Annotated in this window: 14 protein-coding genes; 1 reads left to right on the top strand and 13 read right to left on the bottom strand. The window is 54.1% G+C overall.

What is annotated here, in order from left to right; translation table 11 throughout:
* Positions 1-12: 12 nt before the first annotated feature.
* The 5 genes from arsH to ACLEIV_RS10645 all read right to left on the bottom strand — a co-directional run bounded on the left by arsH (position 13) and on the right by ACLEIV_RS10645 (position 6,634).
* Positions 13-732, bottom strand: a complete 720-nt coding sequence (gene arsH, locus ACLEIV_RS10665) for an arsenical resistance protein ArsH (RefSeq protein ID WP_410456627.1) — start codon at positions 730-732, stop codon at positions 13-15.
* On the bottom strand, positions 722-1,513 hold the full coding sequence (locus ACLEIV_RS10660; RefSeq protein WP_410456626.1) for a metalloregulator ArsR/SmtB family transcription factor: 792 nt from the start codon (positions 1,511-1,513) through the stop codon (positions 722-724). Before ACLEIV_RS10660 ends, arsH begins: the two co-directional genes overlap by 11 nt.
* A 1,041-nt stretch (positions 1,514-2,554) precedes the next feature.
* A complete protein-coding gene (locus ACLEIV_RS10655) occupies positions 2,555-3,589 on the bottom strand; it encodes an HlyD family secretion protein (protein ID WP_410456625.1) in 1,035 nt (344 codons plus the stop codon).
* A gap of 13 nt (positions 3,590-3,602) precedes the next feature.
* Positions 3,603-5,159: an MFS transporter gene (locus ACLEIV_RS10650; protein WP_071471473.1), complete on the bottom strand. Its 1,557-nt coding sequence runs from the start codon at positions 5,157-5,159 to the stop codon at positions 3,603-3,605.
* Positions 5,156-6,634, bottom strand: a complete 1,479-nt coding sequence (locus ACLEIV_RS10645; protein WP_245748758.1) for an efflux transporter outer membrane subunit — start codon at positions 6,632-6,634, stop codon at positions 5,156-5,158. The genes ACLEIV_RS10650 and ACLEIV_RS10645 overlap by 4 nt, the downstream gene beginning before the upstream one ends.
* Positions 6,635-6,691: 57 nt before the next feature.
* On the opposite strand from ACLEIV_RS10645, the gene ACLEIV_RS10640 reads away from it, so the two are divergent.
* Positions 6,692-7,570: a TetR/AcrR family transcriptional regulator gene (locus ACLEIV_RS10640; RefSeq protein ID WP_245748757.1), complete on the top strand. Its 879-nt coding sequence runs from the start codon at positions 6,692-6,694 to the stop codon at positions 7,568-7,570.
* Positions 7,571-7,719: 149 nt separating this feature from the next.
* On the opposite strand, the gene ACLEIV_RS10635 is transcribed toward ACLEIV_RS10640, so the two are convergent.
* From ACLEIV_RS10635 to glmU, 8 genes are all read right to left on the bottom strand, one after another.
* Positions 7,720-9,330 carry a Tn7-like element transposition protein TnsE gene (locus ACLEIV_RS10635; protein ID WP_083398965.1) on the bottom strand — a complete coding sequence of 537 codons (1,611 nt, stop codon included), beginning with the start codon at positions 9,328-9,330 and terminating at the stop codon, positions 7,720-7,722.
* The gene (locus ACLEIV_RS10630; RefSeq protein ID WP_410456624.1) at positions 9,327-10,835 is read right to left on the bottom strand and encodes a TnsD family Tn7-like transposition protein; all 1,509 of its coding nucleotides are present in this window, start codon (positions 10,833-10,835) and stop codon (positions 9,327-9,329) included. The genes ACLEIV_RS10635 and ACLEIV_RS10630 overlap by 4 nt, the downstream gene beginning before the upstream one ends.
* Position 10,836: 1 nt before the next feature.
* Entirely contained in the window at positions 10,837-12,492 is a 1,656-nt protein-coding gene (locus tag ACLEIV_RS10625) for an AAA family ATPase (protein WP_410456623.1), read from the bottom strand.
* Positions 12,492-14,570: a DDE-type integrase/transposase/recombinase gene (locus tag ACLEIV_RS10620; RefSeq protein ID WP_071471468.1), complete on the bottom strand. Its 2,079-nt coding sequence runs from the start codon at positions 14,568-14,570 to the stop codon at positions 12,492-12,494. Before ACLEIV_RS10620 ends, ACLEIV_RS10625 begins: the two co-directional genes overlap by 1 nt.
* A complete protein-coding gene (locus tag ACLEIV_RS10615) occupies positions 14,554-15,384 on the bottom strand; it encodes a heteromeric transposase endonuclease subunit TnsA (protein ID WP_071471467.1) in 831 nt (276 codons plus the stop codon). Before ACLEIV_RS10615 ends, ACLEIV_RS10620 begins: the two co-directional genes overlap by 17 nt.
* Before the next feature lie 143 nt (positions 15,385-15,527).
* A complete protein-coding gene (gene glmS / locus ACLEIV_RS10610; protein ID WP_410456622.1) occupies positions 15,528-17,360 on the bottom strand; it encodes a glutamine--fructose-6-phosphate transaminase (isomerizing) in 1,833 nt (610 codons plus the stop codon).
* A 10-nt stretch (positions 17,361-17,370) separates the two neighbouring features.
* The gene (locus ACLEIV_RS10605) at positions 17,371-18,141 is read right to left on the bottom strand and encodes a DeoR/GlpR family DNA-binding transcription regulator (protein WP_410456621.1); all 771 of its coding nucleotides are present in this window, start codon (positions 18,139-18,141) and stop codon (positions 17,371-17,373) included.
* Positions 18,142-18,505: 364 nt separating this feature from the next.
* The gene (glmU, locus tag ACLEIV_RS10600; protein ID WP_410456620.1) at positions 18,506-19,870 is read right to left on the bottom strand and encodes a bifunctional UDP-N-acetylglucosamine diphosphorylase/glucosamine-1-phosphate N-acetyltransferase GlmU; all 1,365 of its coding nucleotides are present in this window, start codon (positions 19,868-19,870) and stop codon (positions 18,506-18,508) included.
* Positions 19,871-19,889: the final 19 nt, after the last annotated feature.

The raw sequence follows: 19,889 nt of genomic DNA, 5'->3' as shown, positions 1-19,889 counted from the left end.
ATCCGTGCTCCCTCATATTGACCGTTGGTTGACACGGGCCGACAACTGTTCGGCGCTTTCCACCCGCTCGGAGTAACGATCGGTAAGATAATCGCTGCAGCCCCGGGTCAGCAGGGTGAACTTCACCAGCTCTTCCATCACGTCCACGATACGGTTGTAGTAAGCGGAAGGCTTCATGCGATTGTTGTCGTCAAACTCCATGAACGCCTTGGCCACGGAGGATTGATTAGGGATGGTGATCATCCGCATCCAGCGGCCAAGAATGCGCATCTGGTTGACGGTATTAAAACTCTGGGAGCCACCGCACACCTGCATCACGGCCAGGGTTTTGCCCTGCGTCGGGCGCACAGCCCCCAGGCTGAGCGGAATCCAGTCGATTTGTGTCTTCATGATGGACGTCATGGCACCATGGCGTTCCGGTGAACACCACGCCATGCCCTCACACCATTGCACCAGCTCGCGCAATTCCTGCACCTTGGGGTGGCTTGCAGCGGCATCGTCGGGCAATGGCAGGCCACTGGGATTGAAAATACGTGTTTCGGCACCCATCGCCTGCAACAGACGAGCGGCCTCCTCCGTGACCAGGCGGCTGAAGGAGCGCTGACGCAAGGAACCATACAGCAACAGAATTTTGGGCGCGTGTCCGGCTCCGGACGTGCACAGGGCGTCATGGTCCAATGCGGAAAACTGCTCTGCATCAATGTTGGGCAGGTCGTTCACTTCAAATGCCATTCACATCTTCCTCATCACAAATGCTGCCCTCTGCCAAAGGGCGGGAATTCATTTCGCCCAGGCGGGCCCGGGGGGTCTCCAGCAGTTGCGCGCTGTGCTCCAGCGTGGTTTGCAATATTTCACGCATCCAGTCGTTCAGCAGTGGGTGAATACGGTAAAACACCCATTGCCCCTGGCGCCGATCCAGCAACAGGCCCACCTTGCGCAACTGGCCAAGATGCCTTGATATCTTGGGTTGTGGCAGCGCCAGCGCCGCCATCAGCTCACAGACACACAACTCCCCCTGCTGCGCGATAAGCAGCAAACACCGCAATCGGGTTTCATCCGCCAGGGATTTAAAAAAGTCCAGCGGCTGTACGGACTTCACTTCGGACTTAACGTCCTTGCTGTTGACCAGCACAAACAGGCGGATCCGTTCGCTGATTTCCTGCAAAGAGCGTGCAAATGCCTTGGGATCGCCGCTGTCCTTGGGATCGGGGAAGTCCCAGGCCATCACCACCCCGCTGCCGGGCCAGTGACGGCACTCCATGTGAGCCTTGTCGCACAGGCTGATGACGAAGTCGAAATGCTGATCGGCAAGACTCTCAACCGACTTGGACTTCAGCCCCGCGGTTTCCAGCCCGAAATCCTGCAACGCCTGCAGTGTGCGCGGATCTACCTCCGAGGGGGCCATTCCGGCGCTGAACACCTCGAAACCGCCGCCACCGAAATGCCGCAACAAGGCCTCCGCCATCTGCGAACGGGCAGAGTTGGCCGTACAGACAAACAAGACTCGCTTCATGGTACCCCCTTATTCCATCTGACAGTGATAATACATATGATAATTCACATATTCAATTAAACAGATATACAAAATCAAGATCCATGATGCTATTCGAGCCCAGTTGCTCAAATAAAGGAGGAAGGCTGCGGTTCAGGAACCCGGGAGGAGAAACTTAAGTGAACGGGAGAAAGACACCCGCCGTAGGCGATACCGCATTTATCGGCAACCTATAGCGGGCGAAGATAAAACTCTATTGTATGGGATGAGACTTAATTTTCATCCCACAACAGCTGTGGGAGAGTAATAAAGTATCATACTGTAAATCCCTACAGCTCCCAGTATGCAACCCCCTAAACTACTCCCTGCCAAAATAAAGTATCATACTCATCAGTCGATTATATCCTCGGAACATCGGCTTATGAATAATAAAGATTCATACTGCATCTGGTACTCTATAAGTAATTCTAAGCTCAATGGCGAAGGTATTCGTTATCGCCGCCGCAATGGAGTGTAACGCTGCTTTGGTTGGCTGAAGAAATTAAGAAGAATGTAAAAACACTATGAAAAGTTACAATGTACGCCATAGCCTTTATAAAGCTCGGTTTATTTGCCCACTACTAGTGACAAATACCATCAAGCCCAGGGTGAGAGCATGAGTGTCTGCTTTTTTAATCACCCCCGTTTTTATCGCTCAATATTTCGGGAGCCCCCTATCAAAGTGGACAAATTACGAACAATCACAGTGTCCTGTATTTTGAAAAGTGTGATCTATGTTCGTTCATGATCTCGCCCTGCCCCCAAGCCGCACTTGTGCATAAATAAAATACTTTACAAGTACACCCTAGGCTCTGTGCCGTAGGCAAAGATTTCGCTTTTATATCGCTTATCCCACATAAATAACTACTCTTATATGCGCCGTCGTTTATTAATCTAGCGGCAGTTCCTGTCGGAAAGAGGCCTGCAACCATTCAGCTTTCGGCTGACCTTGACCGACCTAAACTACCACCGGTTTAATCGCCACTGAGCAGCAGCAAGTTCAAACTCAACTCTTACGCTTCATTAGTTCCGGGTTTGGATGGTTGACACCACAGACATACCCACGCGTAGTTTATCCGCCTCAGGCTGACCAGAATCCACGCGAATGCGTAAGGGGAAACGTTGCACAATTTTGGTAAAGTTGCCAGTTGCATTGTGTGGCGCAATGGCAGAGTAGCTGACCCCACTAGCAGGGCCTAAGCTTTCTACTGTCCCTTTCAGGGCGACGCCGGGCAAGGCATCTACTTTGATGTCCACCGTTTGCCCTGTTTGGATATGAGCCAATTGCGTTTCGCGATAGTTCGCTTGGATATAGACGGCATCAAGTGGAACAATTGCCAGCAGTGGGGTACCGGTATTGACGAAGGCTCCGACACGAACCGATTTCTGTCCCACGGTACCGTCAACTGGGGCCGTGATGCGCGTGTAGGACAATTTTAATTCCGCTGCGGCTTGAGCGGCCTGGGCTTGGGCTAGCGCTGCTTTGGCCTTTTCCAGTTCAGCTTGCAGAATAGCCACCTGCTGCTGGGCCGCTTTTAGTCCCGCCTTGTTCTTCTCTTGGCTCGCCCGACGGATATTCAACTGTGATTGGGCCTGTTGCATGGCTTGGACAGTACCTGAACCATCAGCGGCCAGGTTGCGATAGCGTTCGTGGTTAGCTCTCGCCAATACTAACTCGGCCTCATCCATGGCAACGACTGCCTGCGCTTGGTGTATCGCGTTTTGCTGCTGTGCCAGACGAGCTTCCAGACTGGCGACACTGGCGTTGGCACTGGCAACTTGTGCTTTAGCGGCATCCACGGCGACGACGAAATCCCGGTCGTCAATGGTCGCGAGCAAGTTCCCTTCCTTCACCTGCTGGTTCTCCTCCACGAATACCTGGCCGACCTTCCCAGCAACCTGTGGGACAACAAAAGTGAAGTCTGCCTGTACATAAGCATCTTTTGTGGACTGACTTGATGTGCTTGATTCTGGCCGATTGAGATAAAGCACACAGCCTATCGCGACTGCCAATAGCAGTACTGCACTGGTGATTTTGGCTTTCTTTGGCAATGCCATGATGAAATGATCCTTATGAAGATGATGATAAAGGAGTACTGGCCTGCAGGTCAGGCGCAGGGATGTAGGTCAGCCGCAGCACGAAAGGAATCAAGAGCAGTGCCAGAATCCCCAAGGCGCGATAGGCATCCGCCACCGACAGCACCAATGCTTGTTGGCTGATAATGCCCACCAACTGAGACGGCTCAGGCACCGATGGGAGAGAGGACCCAGCTAGCGCGGCATGATCCAGCAACATTTCCCCGTGAAAGCGTCCGCGAACCGCCAGGGACTGCCCGACCACGGCACCGCCTATCAATGAGCCCAGAGCGCGCAGCGTATTGATGGTTCCCGACACATAAGGGCCTTCACTAGGGTGCACCACACTGGTGGCAAGGAACAGCATTGATACCACCGCCATGGGCTGGCCGAGTGCTTGCAGCATCTGTACCATCACGAACTGATCCCGATTCCAATCTGGGGTAAGCCGACTGCCCGAGAAACACGCTAGCGCAATCAAAAGCAGGCCAAGGCTGAAAACGAAGCGAGCATCGACCCATTTCTGGTAAAGCAAGACCGCTACTACTGAGCCAAAGATCAGTTGCGGCAAGGCGATAATCAAACCAATGGGAGCTATCTGCTGGGGGCGGTAATCCTGTAATGGCCCGAGGTAGTGCATTGGCAACATCACCCCGGAGCTCATAACCACCAGCAGAAAGATAAACAGTGTAAAGCTCAGTCCCAGGTTGCGCCGCCCCAGCAATTGCAACTTGATGAACGGCGAAGGGTGGTACCATTCAGTAAGTAGATAGACACCCAGCAAAGTGAAACCAGCCACCAATGACACGACAATCAGGGGGGAGTTGAGCCAATCAAGCCGCACTCCCTGATCCAGAACGACCGCAATAAGACCCAACGCAGGCGCACCTAGTGCCAGGCCAACCCAGTTGGCTTGCCGGAAACGCCCGGTCTGAATGGTATCCTTCGGCAGTCCCCAGGCAATCAGCCCACCTGCGATAAGGGCCAAGGGTATGATCTGCCAATACACCCAGCGCCAGTCGAGCAGCCCGTCAGTCCAATGCCCAGCCAACCAGATCGACACATTGGGTGCGAAGGTAGCCGTCAGTGCATACAACGCCAGACCATGTAGCCGTATATGGAGCGGGAGGAATTTCAATGCCGCCATCATCAACAAGGGAATCATGGTTCCGCTGGCGACACCTTGCACGAAGCGTAGGGCGAGCAATAGGTCGAGACGCTGAATAAAGGGCATCACCGCGGCCAATAATGCGCAGGTGCCAATCATCCACAGCTCAAAGCGCCGCATGGACAGCGTAATGGCAAACCAGGCAGCAAAGGGCATGGCGATCAATTCCCCTGCGCTATACACCGTTGTGAGCCATGACGCATCGTCCAGGCCGAAGCCCAGCACACCGCGCACATCCGCCAACGCCAGCGCACCGACACGGTTGTTCAAGCCCGACATCATGGCGGCGATAAGAATCCCCACCAGCCCAGCGATCGCACGCTTTGAAGGCTTTGCTGCTACAGGGGACGGACTTGGGGTCGATGGCAATGCTGTGGTAGTCATTGAGCAACCTTCAAAGGTGAAACTACCGATGACACGGCCACCGCCGGCTGACTATCGACGGAAGCTTGCAGTGCAGTGTCAAATGCATCTGGGCTCCATCCGCCTCCCAACGATTTGTAGAGGTTGACCAAAACAAGCGTTGCATTGGTCGCACTGGTATTCAACCGGCTTTCACTGGCAAGCACATTGCGTTGGGCCGATAAGACCCTCAGATAGTCAGCCGCACCTTCCTGATACCTTCGCTCGGCAGCATGCAGTGCCTGTTTGCTCTCCTCGTACGAAACGAATAGGTTCCCGTGGATATTGTGCTGTGAGGCCCACGCATCCAAGGCGTTGTCCACTTCATGCCAGGCCTTCAACACCGTTTGACGATATGAGAGAGCAGCTGTTTTTTGCCGTGCTTCATTCAGAGCCAATCTTTGTTTCAAGCGCCCTCCCTGAAAAATAGGGAGGTAGACGGTTGGGCCAACGGAGAAAAAACGCGAGTCCCAACTGTCGAGTTCGTCAGCCTCGAAGGCCTCTACGCCCACTCTCCCTCTCAAACCGACCCGGGGATAGAAATCTGCCTTGGCGACACCAATAGCTGCTGTTGCCGCATGAAGCTGGGCTTCGGCCCGCTGGATATCCGGCCTCCTGTGTGCCAATTCAGAAGGAACACCCACTGGCACACGGGTTGGCAACGAAGGTAAAGGCATGGTCTCAAGCAACTGTGTATCAAGTGCGCGCGGCTCCTCACCCAGCAATAGGGCGAGCGCATTCATCAACGTATTTCGGCGTTGGATCAGCTCGGGAATCATGGCTTTGATCGTCGCCACCTGCGCACGGGAGGAAGACACCTCGAAGCGAGTGGCGACACCGTTTCCTTCGCGACTTTCCGTCAGTTCCAGGGTGCGTTCGGCCACTGACTGGTTTTGTCGTGTGATGTCCAGTTGTGCCTGCGTTCCACGCAATTGAAGATAGACCCTGGCCACTTCGGCAGATAATGCGACTTGTGCCGCCTCGCGATCGTACACCGTGGCTTCGAACGCAGCTGCTGCGCCCTCACGAGCACGCCGCGCACGACCCCACAGATCGATTTCCCAACTGGCATCGAATCCCAGTTGCCAGAAATCGTTTGCATTCGTTGGCGCACCAAGCGCGGCGAATCGACCGTGTTCACTGAGAGCGTTGCGAGAATAACTGGCGCTTGCTCCAACACTGGGATGTAACTGTGAAGAAGCGATGCCCAGTTGTGCCCGGCTTTGTTCAATACGTTCCGATGCTATTTTCAGGCCCAGGTTGTCGACCTGTGCACGATCCTGCAGGTCGGTCAGTATTGGATCATTGAACAATGTCCACCATTGAACGGGAACGTTCACTGCTAACAGTTCGTGAAGGGACGCGTTGTCCGTTCCGGACGACAGTCGAGCATTGGCAAGCCTGTCGTCGGGCTTGACGAAATCGGGGCCTACCGCGCAACCGGCCAGTAGAAGCATGCTTAGCGCCGCGCTGGCTCTAAACAGTCGTGGTGAAAATAACGGTTGTGACGTCATATGAGCCTACAAAAAATCAAACCGAACCGCTCGGTTCGAGTTAAAATAAAAAGACAAGACTGTGACAAGATTTATTCGCTATTAGCGTGGCCATCTCGCGCTCCTCAAACGATGGAACACCTTGAATCGTACCGAGCGGTTTGGTACGATGTCAAGCCTCAATCAATACATCAACGCCTGGAAGCTGATCAGATGCGACAAGCCAATCCACCTGAGAGTGTTTCATCCCCGAATGAAGCCAAACTGAGCGGCAAGGCACTTACTGTCCTGCTGGCTGCAAGGAATGTCTTCTTGGCCCATGGCTTCAGCGCCGCAACAACTGATATGATTCAACGAGAGGCAGGTGTCTCTAAATCCACGGTCTACGCGCATTTTGCCAATAAGGAAACGCTCTTTGCCGCAGTAATTGAAGCGGAATGCACCGCGCATACACAAAGATTGAAGGAGATAGAGTTCCATTCAACACTCTTGGGTGAAGCCTTGACCACTTTGGCGAAAACCTACCTGGATATTGTGCTTTCCCCTTCGGGATTGGCATTGTTTCGTGCCGTGGTGTCAGAGGGACTACGTTTTCCTAAACTAGCACAAACTTTCTACCAGGCCGGGCCACAGGTCATAACGGCCATGGTGTCCGAGCAACTGGCAAGTGCAGCGGCTTCTGGTGAGGTTGATCTTAGAGAAATAGGTCCAGATACAGCCGCCAGCCTTTTTATCAACTTGGTTCGTAGTGAACCTCAACTACGGTGTTTTACTCATCCAGAAGCGACAGCATCGGCAGTACAGATTGACCATTGGGTAAATACTACCGTTACGACATTCATGCGTGCCTACGGGTGTGGGGAGAAAGATAAAGCGATCAAAGGGGAATCCCAGTTGTGACACAAGAAATGCCTTGTGTTCCCAAGGAGAAAATTCACTCCAACCCTTTGAATCAACTTACACCTTGGCACCCACCTCCAACCCGTTGCTTGCCGGTGACACCTTGCTGAAGCTGACCGAGTGCTGCGGCGTTCCGGCAAGTGACATTATTATCCGGTAGTACTCAACCTCAAAAACACTCTTTCAGCCCACTTATTAATGTCCTCAGCAATAAGTGCTCCTGGCTTATCAGACTTCTGGTGTGGAATCCAGGTGTGGTTTTCCGTACCGACCAGATTATCCAAATGCTGCTTCGGCCAGGATAAAGATGCCTTAAGCAACTGCTTTTCTATCTCAAACAAGTGAGGCTCTATGTCGCCAATGGCTTTGGCCAAGATCACTTTAGTCGACAAGGCCTTGCTTGCATCCGAGGTATCGACTTCCAGCAGATAGTACCCTGTGAGGCCAGCTGTAACATGGGATATCGACATACATCTCGGATTTTGATCAGTTTCCAGTATATGCTTTTTGCATTTTCCTATACTCGGCAGCTTTCTGAGCTGGTAGGTGATGACCTGAAAGCCATATCTATCCTCAAGCAAACCGAGCATTTTTAAGTAACTCTTGAATTTATTCAGATACAGGTAAGCATCATCAGTTTGATCATCAAGATTGTTCCACTCGGCGCTTGTCAGATGTCCGTATGGCCCTTGCTCTTCGGTACTGACGTCCTTGTAAGCCTCGCCCAGCTCGCCATCATCCTGGCGGCCTTTCCCCGTGGTTTTTCTCTTTTTGCTGATCTTCGACGTCTCCACCGCACGATTGAACTCGAGCTCCGTCGTGTTTTCCCTGATCATGACCGGCTTGTTTTCCCGGCTTCCTTCCGCCGCATCATCCACGTTATACCCAGGCGGCCGCTCAGCAGCAGAGCCTGCTACCACTCCTTTCCCGGTGACTTGAGTGAAAAACTTGGGACTATAAAACTCGATATGCTCTGGTAAGTTGGCGGGAATATTTATTATGCTGGTGACCTCATAAACCAAGAGTGTTTGGCTTTCCGGATCAAAATTGCCTTTCAACTTCAGGCTGGCTCCTTCCAATGCTGGAGGCTCGAACTGAAAGGTCCATATTCTGTATTGCCCTTTATCTTCTCCCTCACGCAACTGAATATTTCCAATGCTGTCATATGAATGTCTGGCACCTGCATCCATCAGCAACCAGGCAAGTACCCGGCGATAGCCATAATCGTTAAACAGCTCTGCCGGACAATTGCAGGTATCCAGTACGTTGATGATGGCCTTTTCCCACACGTTGTCGTACTCAACTGTGAACTCATTATTCAATACGTCGTGAATTACCGAAGAACGGGCCAGATAGCCATTATGAAAAAAGAGCGCCCTCGCCAGTTCGAACTGGGGAAGATAGATCCTGGTACCGTCCGGATGGTGGAACACGAAGCAATGTTGCTTGGTTTCCTGATGCAACCGCCGTTCAATGGCTGGGCAGTTACCAAGTTCATCATCTCGCCATTCACGAGTTGAGGTTATTATAAAGGTTATCTCGTAATTCTTGCGGTAATAGTCTTTGGTTGGATTGATGATTTTCTTGCGTATCAAAATTGGTGCATTGGAAAGAGAAATCGCATCCTTTCCATGCTCCTTGCTGGGGTAGATGCTTAAGTTGATCCCCCACCTGACTCCGTCCATTCTGCAGAAAAAATCGCCAATCCCGTTGAGCCAGGTATCGTCCTTGAACCCTTTCAGGTAGGTGCTGCTGTTCAAATTTCGAGTACCTCCTCAATAAATCGACGGGCCAGGTTGGTAAGCCGCTGCTCGCTCAAGCCAGCTCCCCTCAGCACCTGCCAACGTTTCAGTGGCTCGTCATCCCGTGTTATGTGTATGACGGTGCGGGTGATTCTTCTTATTTGATATTCAAATATACTTTCACAGTACCGAGCAAAAAACAAACTACACAAAGGTAGCACATCCAGGTGTTTTTCAACGCTTGCCTTGTGCTCTAATTGATTTAAATACCAGTTCATCGATCGCCTGGGAGCTTTCAGTTGCACCTCGCTCTGCTCTCGAAGATCTATCAGCCTCCTGACCGCTCGCCTGTCCCGCTGAGCCCAACTAACCTTGGGCTGATGCTCATATTCCGGCTTTCTGTGAGCTTCGTTGATCTTCATTAACCAGTCTCTGTCACGGCGGTAGAGCCAGGCATAAATACTCCCGTATCCATGCCTGCGGGCACGCTTGGTGCCATGCTGTGCGACTACAGCCAGCCATTTGTTTCGGTATTCGTTCAGCTGAGCCTTATCCGTCCCCTTCAACGCCTCGTTAAAAGCCTTTGCAGCCGGATTAAACCCAACAACGATTCGCAAGACATCAGCCAGCTTCCAGCCTGACTCCAATAAGGCATGGAGTACAACCAAATGCTCGAGATAGCTGAACGCCTTGCGGTGCTTTCGGAACATATTGCGCAGCCAGCAGGGTTCACCGCCATTAGGCAACAGTCCGTACTGGCCAAGCCACATTTCTCCCCAGAACTCGACGATCCTGTTAACAACCAAATCGTGGCGTACTTGAGTGCCTCTGTTTAGATGGTTATCAGCCGCCAGGTTTCGATACCACAGGCTCCACTGGCAAAGTTCAGGTACAGACCCACTCTTAAGCTTCAGCAATTCTCTTACGCTGTTGAGTATCAAGTCACTTTGCCAGCTTCCGGGCTGCTGTACGACCGATGGGCAAGCACTCTCACTGGCGGCCTGGAAAAGATGTCTGTGCATATCGTGACGACGAATATCAGATTCGACCAGTAATCCGTGTACCGAACAACTCTCAGCCCCGGCTACCTGCCAGTCTCTCCGCCAGTAACACTCCCCATACAGGTTGATCTGTTCTTTTATGCAACCAGGGCAATATCTGAGAAATGCAGGTTGCTTGATCCGGGAAGCTGCAACTCCAGCCGTGAGATGAACCGTACTTTTTCTGTTTGCCATAAGCTCACGGGTCAGGTACCTGCGCCGCTTTTTACCGATAAATGGAGCATAAAGGGGGAAGAGGGTATGCTCATAAAGCAGGTCGCTCGGCGTGATTCCAACAACTTCAGGATAGAGATCTGCTATGCGTTTCAGATGACCGGGTAAATCAAGAGTCGCGATAATCTTGGTATCGCCAAATACCTCCTGCAGCAATTCTTTCGGCGACACTATGCCGCTGTGTATCCCGTACCTCGCGATGGTGCTGTACAAAAGCTCGTCGCAATAAGGTAGAGGGAAACCCAGCATGTCACCCTACTTTCTTCAACCAACTCGGCACATCGAACAGCTCCTTGCCGTACATCAAGTCGTCGTAGAGTCGCCCCTTTTCAGCCTGGGAGAATTTGAACCTCAAATCTTCGGAAGGCAGCGTGTGCCAGTTGGAAGGTTTCATCTTCTCGATTTGGGCCTTCTTGGGCTTGGGTGGTTCGGAGTACCACTCCAGTATGAGCTTGCTCAATTCCGGCAAGGAAAGGTTTGGATGCTGTTTGAAGGCATTTTCGATCAGGGGTTGCAGCAGCTCCGATTCACAGCCCATCGCCTGCAGCATGTTATACAACCGCAGTGCCTTATCGTTACCGTTGAAGGCCGGGTCGATTTCCTTTTCGGCCTGCCGTTCGTCGATCCGCTTTCTCAGCTCAAGAAGGCGTTTGTCCATCGCCGGCAACTGCAGGTCAGAATATTTGACGATAAGCTCAGGATCTCCCCTGCGCAGGGCATCCAGCATGGGGTGCACCGGCTTCAGTTCCTGCTCATACACGGTACGCAGCAGTTTAACGGTTATTCGCTCCAGACCGGTCGATATGGCCCGCATCTGTGCCAGGACAAACAGCTTAACCACGATATCGAGCACGCCCTGTGACAGTTCGAACCAGCAATCACGAATTTCTTCGCTCAGTACCTCGTCACGGTGAGTCAGCCACTGGTATTGCCAGAGCTTGTCGGTAAAAGCCTGCCATTCGGTTTTTCTTGGCTTGCCGGTCTTGGGATCGACCCTGCCCGGCTCTCGCTGTACCGGCTCCCAGAACAACGAGCCGAATCCGGCGCTACGCCTGCCGGCCTGCAGTTCCATTTCAAATATGGATCTGGCCTTGGGCGTGCCGACCATAATCACGGGAACACCGATCACGTTTACCAGAGCAACAAAAAACTCCAGCATGGCTTCCTTGCTGATCGAACGCTTCAGCGTCAGTCGCTGTATTTCGTCGATAACCAAAACACCAAGCGCCCGCTGTGTTGCCACCTGCCCCATCAGCGATAGGAGCACTTCGGTGCTGTGGCGCTTGCGTGCATACTTCTCCTCGTAGCCGGTACTGAGTGTACGATCAACCTCGCGGAAAAAGTTCAGGCACAGACTCTTCAGCGAACCGTCAGAGGGACACTCGATTCTCAGATAGGTCAGCTGAACAAAATTGTATTCTTGGTGGTAAATGGCCTGCGGGTAGGTTGCCAGGATCCGGTTGATGGTCGAACTCTTACCGCTGCCGGAACAACCGATCAGCGACAGACTTTTGGCGGTAGAATTTGATTGAGCGAAGCGGAAGTCGTTTGTAGCACCGGACATGATGCGCTGGTAGCCTTCCTGCATCCTCTTATTCAACGAACCGTCCGCTATGTTGCGGCCCACATAGCCTCCGCGGATCATCACCGATATTTTCTCTTCCAGCTGCTTATGGATCGACAAAGGCTGGAAGAAGTCGTCAAGCAGTGCACTGATCTGGTGGGCACGAAGATGCCCTTTTTCATAGCAATCCTGTGGGTTGAATGTGAGCTTGCCGGTCAGCTTAACCTTGAGCGCTTGCAGATCCATGATGGGTGGAAGGGCCTCGATTAACGGATTACCACGATAACGATCGAGACCCGGGTCGATGTAAACGGCATCAACAAAGTTTTCTGGCAAAGGCATCAGTCGTCCTCAAACAATTCGTCGATGTAATCCGGATAGTCCAGATCCGGCTCGGATTCGGAAATATGAATAACCTTTCCTGAAGGCTGGCTTTTATCCGTGTCAGGACGATACGCCTTCTCGGATCGCTCCCTTTCCTTTTCCTTGCGTTTGTTTTCGTTTATGTCTCTGATCCGCTGAGCATTGGAGATGCCGGATGTATCAGGTGCCGACTTTTCAGCATGCGCGATTTTGTCGATGACAAATTCCTCGTGCTGTCGCTTTTTAGAACCCGAAAGCACTTTGGCCTTGGCCATCGTTTTCTTCTGTTCGTCTCTGATCTGCCAGACATCCCAGAACGAAGCGCCCCGAAATTCCCGGGATATATCAGCCAGGTTGCAAGTCCAGTACTTGATGCTGTCCTTTTCCGGGAAAAGGTAGATTTGATCGGCAACCATAGGATCGTAGGCAGCTGCAATACTCGCCGGCCGTTTAACACCCCGGCCCCGGTGTAACCAGCCCTGCTGCAACAGCTCCGATGAAGTGTAATAGATGCCGAACATACAGGCCCCTTTATCGGATATGGTAGCCCTTTGTCGCGGTAACAGGGCTACACGCAGGGCATCCGGATCAGCCTGATGCAAACGTCCGGTTCTGTGCTGCAAGCCCCAGTTCCACAGGTGAATGGGAGTGGAGGGCAAATCCGCAGGCATGTCAGCATCCCGGTCGTACTTCTCCAGGAGGGCATATTGGTTGTGGTAGAGCACGGACGACAAGATGATCTGAGCGAAATCCCTTACTGTCAGCTTGGCATCCAGCCGGTAATCCTTTCCGCCTCGCTTTTTTACCTTGGTGCCGGATACAAAACCGGGCACGAAAGGACCGAAGGACGCCTGTATCGCCTTGAAATTGCGCTCCACTATACCTTTGGCATCGCCCCGATAAGGCGGCGTATTTTCTATTCTGACCGTAAAATTGCTTTCCAGGCTTTCTATCTGATGCCCCAGCAGTTCACCTCTGTCTGCCAGTATGGCATCCGGAAGACCCACACACGGCCAGTCCTCGAGAGTGATATCGAACTCCAGATTCCTGCAATGGCCCGTTTTATCCGTCACTGCCATATACAGGGCTTGCATGGCCGCTACATAGGAAGGGGTCTCGAACCCTATGTAGAAGCCGGCCACCATGCGGCTGAATACGTCAATCACCATGTAGACCACGGGCCGGCCAACGATGTTTCCCCGTTCGCTGTCGGAAACCACATAGATATCGGCAATGGTAGCGTCGATTTCGTAGCGGGAGCCGGGACCAAGCACCTGGGTATTCGCCGTACTGTGCAAAGGCCTGATGTCCTTGTTGTATTCAATATTCGACACGCGCTTGCTAAGCGTTTCCGTCTGGCAATATTCGCGTTTGTAGAAGTGCATCATCTGCCAATTGCTGGGCAGCTCCTCTTCCGGAACATCCGGAAAATAGTTGCGATACAAAGTCTGAAAGCGGCGATAAGCATAGGGAAAAGAGTGCCCCTTATCCTTCAGCAGGTATCTGTCTATGGCCATACGGAACAGGCGTTCAGTAAACTCGTCTACTTTGGCTCCGACTCCCGGCATGTCCCTGCGAGGACGCCCCAGTTTCTTGTCTTTGGCAATCCGTCGTTGACCCTTGCCCCCTGAGTGCTTGTAGTCAGGCAACAGAGCATTCGGCATCTGCCCCCGCTGCCAGTATCGCCGGGCTAGCCGGTACAGCGTCTGCTTGGTAGAACCCTTTTCGGCAAGAATGCTGTTTATCACTTTGCCCCGGCTTTTCGGCTCAAAGAAATCGGGCAGCTCAAGCAGAGGTTTGATCAGAGCATAGTTATTATTCCGTTTGGTTCTGGCGATACTGCCCTCCTGCGGGGATTCAAAGGCAAGTTCCTTGCAAGGGTCTTCCGTACGCTGCAAATTCTCCAGCTCTATGGCTTCTACCAGCTCACCGACCGACGTGATCTCAGGAAAGGCCGAGTCATCGTCTATGTCGATCCAGACCAGATGCTCGCCGAGCAGTTGAAGCACACGGTAACGGCGTTCACCGATCTGTAGCACCTCATTGATTCGAAACAAGATACACCTCCCGGATAAACCCCAGATCTCCGGCTTTCAAGTCCTTCGCTTTAAGCTTGGTGGTAGGAATAAAAATATCGAAGGTAAAATAGCGCTTGGCCAACAACCGCCTCACCTCGTAAAGCGATTCGCCAAGTGGCAAGCTGTAGGCTGCATCCAGTTCCTTACAGATAGCGAGTACTGTCTTGTTCGGGTTCCTTTCGAAGTGATGGGCGTAGAACTCGATCTGCTGCAACGTCAGCTCTTCATCCTCTTCTTCCTCCCGCTGTGCCTGATAGAACCACTTGATGTTTTGAGTCACCACGGCTGGCACATCTGCTTCCGTGACCAGATACCAGGGCAGGGCCTTCTCCTTCCAATATCGGCGCTCCAGTTCCAGCTTTTCCACCGTTCGAACATCGTTAAGCGCCTCTCGGTATTTCGCCTGCAGCACAAACCTGGACTCTTTTTCATCGGCCGAGTCCACCAAAAAGTCCGACGACATATACTGATCGACCCCCGCAATACACGGGTGCTTTATTCCGGCCTCAGTGGCCAGCTGACGGGTAACATCTCTTTCAAGGGGAAACTGCTCGCGGACTTGGGTAATGTCGCTGTGCCACTCCAGAAGCAGAAAGACGGAAAGTTCGAGATCGGATAACAGGTGGTGGGTACGCCTGGATTTGTGGCCGAAGACGCGATGGACCCGCCCCAGGGAAGGCAAATCCCTAACCGTCAGCCAGGGTTTGTAGTCAGCATGCTGGCCGCTGCCTCGACCTTCTTTCATCCACCTTGCAAACAAGGCTTCAGTAAATCTCTTATTGTGTGACGCCATGAAAAAACCGCCGGACTCTGCTCATTAAACGAGCATAGAATCGGCGGTTTCAGTATGCAACTTTATTTCTTAGTATGATACTTTAATACTTAGTATGATACTTTATTACTCTCCCACAACAGCGGTGGATGCCGCAGCGGGCATTATTCAACCGTGACTGACTTCGCCAGATTGCGGGGCTGATCCACGTCGGTACCCTTGATCAGCGCCACATAGTAGGACAGCAACTGCAGCGGCACCGTGTAAACTATGGGGGCAATCACTTCGTCCACATGCTCCAGGGACATCACCCGCATGGTGTCGTCACCCCTGAAGCCGGCCCGCTTGTCGGCGAACACATAGAGAATGCCGCCCCGGGCGCGCACTTCTTCCACGTTGGACTTCAGCTTTTCCAGCAAATCGTTGTTGGGTGCCACCACGATGATCGGCATGTCGGCATCGATCAGCGCCAGAGGGCCGTGCTTGAGCTCGCCGGCCGCATAGGCTTCGGCATGAATATAGGAAATTTCCTTGAGCTTGAGCGCCCCTTCCATGGCGATGGGATACTGCTCGCCCCGGCCGAGGAACAGGCTGTGATACTTGTCGGCAAACTCCTCCGCCAGTACTTCTATGTCACCGGCCAGGGCCAGGGTATCGACGATATGGCCCGGCAGCGCGCGCAGCGCCGTGACCAGTCCGGTCTCGGTTTCCGCCGTCATGTTGGCACGGCAACGGCCTACCGCCGCCACCAGCATCAGCAAACCGGCCAGCTGGGTGGTGAATGCCTTGGTGGACGCCACGCCGATTTCGGCACCGGCCCGGGTCATGAAGGCCAGGTCCGACTCCCGTACCAGAGAGGAGCCGGGCACGTTACAGATGGCCAGGCTGCTCATGAAACCGGACTCCTTGGCCAGCCGTAACGCCGCCAGGGTATCGGCGGTCTCGCCGCTCTGTGACAGGGTGATCAGCAGGCTGTTGGGACGCACCACCGACTTGCGATAGCGGAATTCCGAGGCGATTTCGATGCCGCAGGACACCCCGGCCAGGGCCTCGAACCAGTAACGGGCCACCATGCCCGCATGATAGGAAGTACCGCAGGCAATCAGCTGGATATGCTCTACCTTTTCGAAGATCTCGCGTGCGCCATTGCCGAACGATTCCACCACCACCGCCGATTCGGTGATCCGGCCTTCCAGAGTGTCTGTAATCGCCTTGGGCTGCTCATGAATTTCCTTCAGCATATGGTGGCGATATTCGCCCTTGTCACCCGCATCATGGGTCACGTCAGACTCCAGCTCGTCACGCACCACGGGGTTGCCCTCGCTATCGAAAACATGCACCTCGCGACGGGTCACTTCCGCCACATCTCCTTCTTCCAGGAACATGAAGCGGCGGGTCACCGGCAACAGCGCCAGCTGATCCGAGGCAATGAAGTTCTCGCCCAGCCCCAGACCGATCACCAGCGGCGAACCGGAACGCGCCACTACCACCCGAGAGGGATCGCGTACATCCATCAGCACGGTACCGTAGGCGCCCCGCAATTCTTTCAGAGTCGTTTGCAGCGCCGCCAGCAAGGAAGTTGTGTGCTGGCGGTGGTAATGCACCAGGTGAGCAATCACTTCGGTGTCGGTATCGGAGCTGAACTCGTAGCCTCTGCCCTGCAGCTCTGTCCGCAACTCCTCGTGGTTCTCGATGATGCCGTTATGCACCACCACTATGTCGCCGGACACATGAGGATGGGCATTACGTTCGGACGGTTCACCATGGGTGGCCCAACGGGTATGGGCGATGCCGGTCCCGCCGGCCAGCGGCTGTTCATTCAGGGCATCGGCCAGCGCCTGTACCTTGCCCAGCCTACGCAGACGACCCAACTGACCCGGAGCTTCGGCGATGGCCACCCCGGCCGAGTCGTATCCGCGATATTCAAGACGACGCAGGCCTTCCACCAGGATTTCCGCCACATCACGCTGGGCGACTGCCCCTACAATTCCACACATAAATAATTCCTCAGGATTCGGGGGCAATAACCAGGTTAATACCCTTTTGCTCTAATTGTTGTTGGACCGTTTTTTCTATGCCGTTATCTGTCACCAGGGTATGAATGGCACTCCAGGGAAGTTCCAGATTGGGGATCTTACGGCCAATCTTGTCCGATTCCACCATCACCACCACTTCTCTGGCGACCTCGGCCATCACCCGCGACAGGCCCGTCAGTTCGTTGAAGGTGGTGGTGCCTCGCTCGAGGTCGATACCGTCGGCGCCGATAAACAGCTGATCGAAATCATAGGATCGCAGTACCTGCTCGGCTACCAGGCCCTGAAAGGACTCGGAAGAAGCATCCCAGGTACCGCCGGTCATCAGCAGGGTCGGCTCCGGCTCCAGCTCGCGCAGGACATTGGCAATATTAAGAGAGTTCGTCATGACCACCAGACCGTGCTTCTGGCCCAGTTCCCCCAGCAGCGCCGCCGTGGTGCTGCCGCTGTCGATGATGATGCGGTTATGGTCGCGCACCCGACCGGCCGCCGCCCTGGCCAGCGCCTGTTTTCGTTTCGACACCGGTTCACCGGCATTTTCCGTCACCATTTCGCTCGGCACCGGCACGGCACCACCATAGCGACGCAGCAGCAGGCCGTTCTTTTCCAGGGCGGTCAGATCCTTGCGAATGGTGACTTCGGAGGTTTCAAAGCGTTGCGACAGCTCGTCGACCGTCACTTCGCCCTGCTCGTTGAGCAGCGCGATGATGGTATGGCGACGTTGTTGGGTATTCCGTTTCGACATGACTCATCTAAGTTTCGATTTGAAACTTAATGCTAGCAGATCAAAAGATAAGGGATCAATCGATAGTTTCGGAAAGGAGAATTTGCTGATTCAGACAAAGTCGGACAAAAGGTCAGCTCCGCCGACTCGCCGTGAATCCTTCCCTGGAGGCTCAAGCGCGCCATCCATGGCGGTCAGATGACATTTATCGAGCGTCACATGGGGCGAGCTTGTCTCGCCGTAACGAACTGTTTCGGCCTGACCGAACTCCAGTGAATGTTCGCAGCAGGCTGAAACAGTGAGTGTCATTCATCTGAAGCGGGTCGGAGGAGGCAACCCTGTTGCCTCTTTATCCCACTAGCTGATTTGTGACCAAGAAACAGGCTTACGGCTTTTTCTTCACCGGCCGGGGCCAATTGGCAATATGACGCTGGCGCACCCTCGTGATCACCAGCTCGTCTGCGGCCACGTCCTTGGTGATGGTGCTGCCGGCCCCCAAGGTGGCATTCTTGCCGATGCGCACCGGGGCCACCAGCTGGGTATCGGAGCCGACGAAGACGCCGTCTTCGATCACGGTCTGGAACTTGTTCACCCCGTCGTAGTTGCAGGTGATGGTACCGGCACCGATGTTCACGCCGCCGCCGATTTCCGCATCGCCCAGGTAGCTCAGGTGGCCGGCCTTGGAACCCTTGCCCAGGCGGCTCTTCTTTATTTCCACGAAGTTGCCGACATGGGCATCTTCGGCCAGCACGGCACCGGGCCGCAGGCGGGCGAAGGGACCGGCACTGCTGGCGCTGCCCAGCTCGGCCTGCTCGATGATGGAATAAGGCTTGATGACGGCGTCGTCGCCAATCACGCAATCCCTGAGGATGGCGCCGGCACCGATGCTGACTCTGTTACCCAGGATGACCTTGCCTTCGACGATGACGTTGACGTCTATGGTGACCTCTTCACCCACGGTCAGCGTACCGCGCAAATCGAAACGTGCCGGATCCAGCAGGGTCACTCCCTCCCGCATCAGTCGTTCGGCCTGCATCTTCTGGTAGGCTCGCTCCAGACCGGCCAGCTGCACCCGGTCGTTGGCGCCTTCCACCTCATGGCTGCTGGCCGGATGTACGGTGGCAATCTCGCAACCGTCCGCATGGGCCATGGCGAAAATGTCGGTAAGGTAGTATTCACCCTGGGCGTTATTGTTGTTCAGCGCGCCCAACCAACGCTTGAGCAGGCCGGCTTCGGCCACCAGCACGCCGGTGTTCACTTCAGTAATAGCCAGCTGCTCGGCATCGGCGTCTTTCTGCTCGACGATACCGACCACCTTGCCGTTTTCCCGCACTATGCGACCATAGCCGGTGGGGTTGTCGAGTTTGACCGTCAGCAGACCCACGCCGCCGGCTGGTTGTGCCGCCAGCAGCGCCTGCAGGGTCTGCGGCTGCAGCAGCGGGGTATCGCCATAAAGCACCAGCACCCTATCGGTATCGGCTATTTCCGGCAGCGCCACCGCCACCGCATGGCCGGTACCCAGCTGCTCGGCCTGGTGCACCCAGCCGATGCCCGGCTCATCGATGCACGCCTTGAGCTGGTCGGCACCATGGCCATAGACCAGATGAATACCGTCCACCGCGCTGGCCCGGGCCGCCGCTATCACATGGCTGACCATGGGGCGGCCTGCTACCGGGTGCAATACCTTGGGCAAGGAAGAACGCATGCGGGTGCCCTTGCCCGCCGCCAGAATCACTGCCTGTGTTGTCATTAAAATTCATGTCCCGTGA

Source organism: Oceanisphaera submarina (genome assembly GCF_046521305.1).
Taxonomy (GTDB): Bacteria; Pseudomonadota; Gammaproteobacteria; order Enterobacterales; family Aeromonadaceae; genus Oceanimonas; species Oceanimonas submarina.
This window is presented reverse-complemented; position numbering and strand designations above follow the sequence as displayed.

Bases quoted from the DNA above. Each gene is read 5' to 3' on its own strand.
- arsH (WP_410456627.1), bottom strand. From the start codon at position 732: ATGGCATTTGAAGTGAACGACCTGCCCAACATTGATGCAGAGCAGTTT.
- ACLEIV_RS10660 (WP_410456626.1), bottom strand. From the start codon at position 1,513: ATGAAGCGAGTCTTGTTTGTCTGTACGGCCAACTCTGCCCGTTCGCAG.
- ACLEIV_RS10655 (WP_410456625.1), bottom strand. From the start codon at position 3,589: ATGGCATTGCCAAAGAAAGCCAAAATCACCAGTGCAGTACTGCTATTG.
- ACLEIV_RS10650 (WP_071471473.1), bottom strand. From the start codon at position 5,159: ATGACTACCACAGCATTGCCATCGACCCCAAGTCCGTCCCCTGTAGCA.
- ACLEIV_RS10645 (WP_245748758.1), bottom strand. From the start codon at position 6,634: ATGCTTCTACTGGCCGGTTGCGCGGTAGGCCCCGATTTCGTCAAGCCC.
- ACLEIV_RS10640 (WP_245748757.1), top strand. From the start codon at position 6,692: ATGAGCCTACAAAAAATCAAACCGAACCGCTCGGTTCGAGTTAAAATA.
- ACLEIV_RS10630 (WP_410456624.1), bottom strand. From the start codon at position 10,835: ATGCTGGGTTTCCCTCTACCTTATTGCGACGAGCTTTTGTACAGCACC.
- ACLEIV_RS10625 (WP_410456623.1), bottom strand. From the start codon at position 12,492: ATGCCTTTGCCAGAAAACTTTGTTGATGCCGTTTACATCGACCCGGGT.
- ACLEIV_RS10615 (WP_071471467.1), bottom strand. From the start codon at position 15,384: ATGGCGTCACACAATAAGAGATTTACTGAAGCCTTGTTTGCAAGGTGG.
- glmS (WP_410456622.1), bottom strand. From the start codon at position 17,360: ATGTGTGGAATTGTAGGGGCAGTCGCCCAGCGTGATGTGGCGGAAATC.
- ACLEIV_RS10605 (WP_410456621.1), bottom strand. From the start codon at position 18,141: ATGTCGAAACGGAATACCCAACAACGTCGCCATACCATCATCGCGCTG.
- glmU (WP_410456620.1), bottom strand. From the start codon at position 19,870: ATGACAACACAGGCAGTGATTCTGGCGGCGGGCAAGGGCACCCGCATG.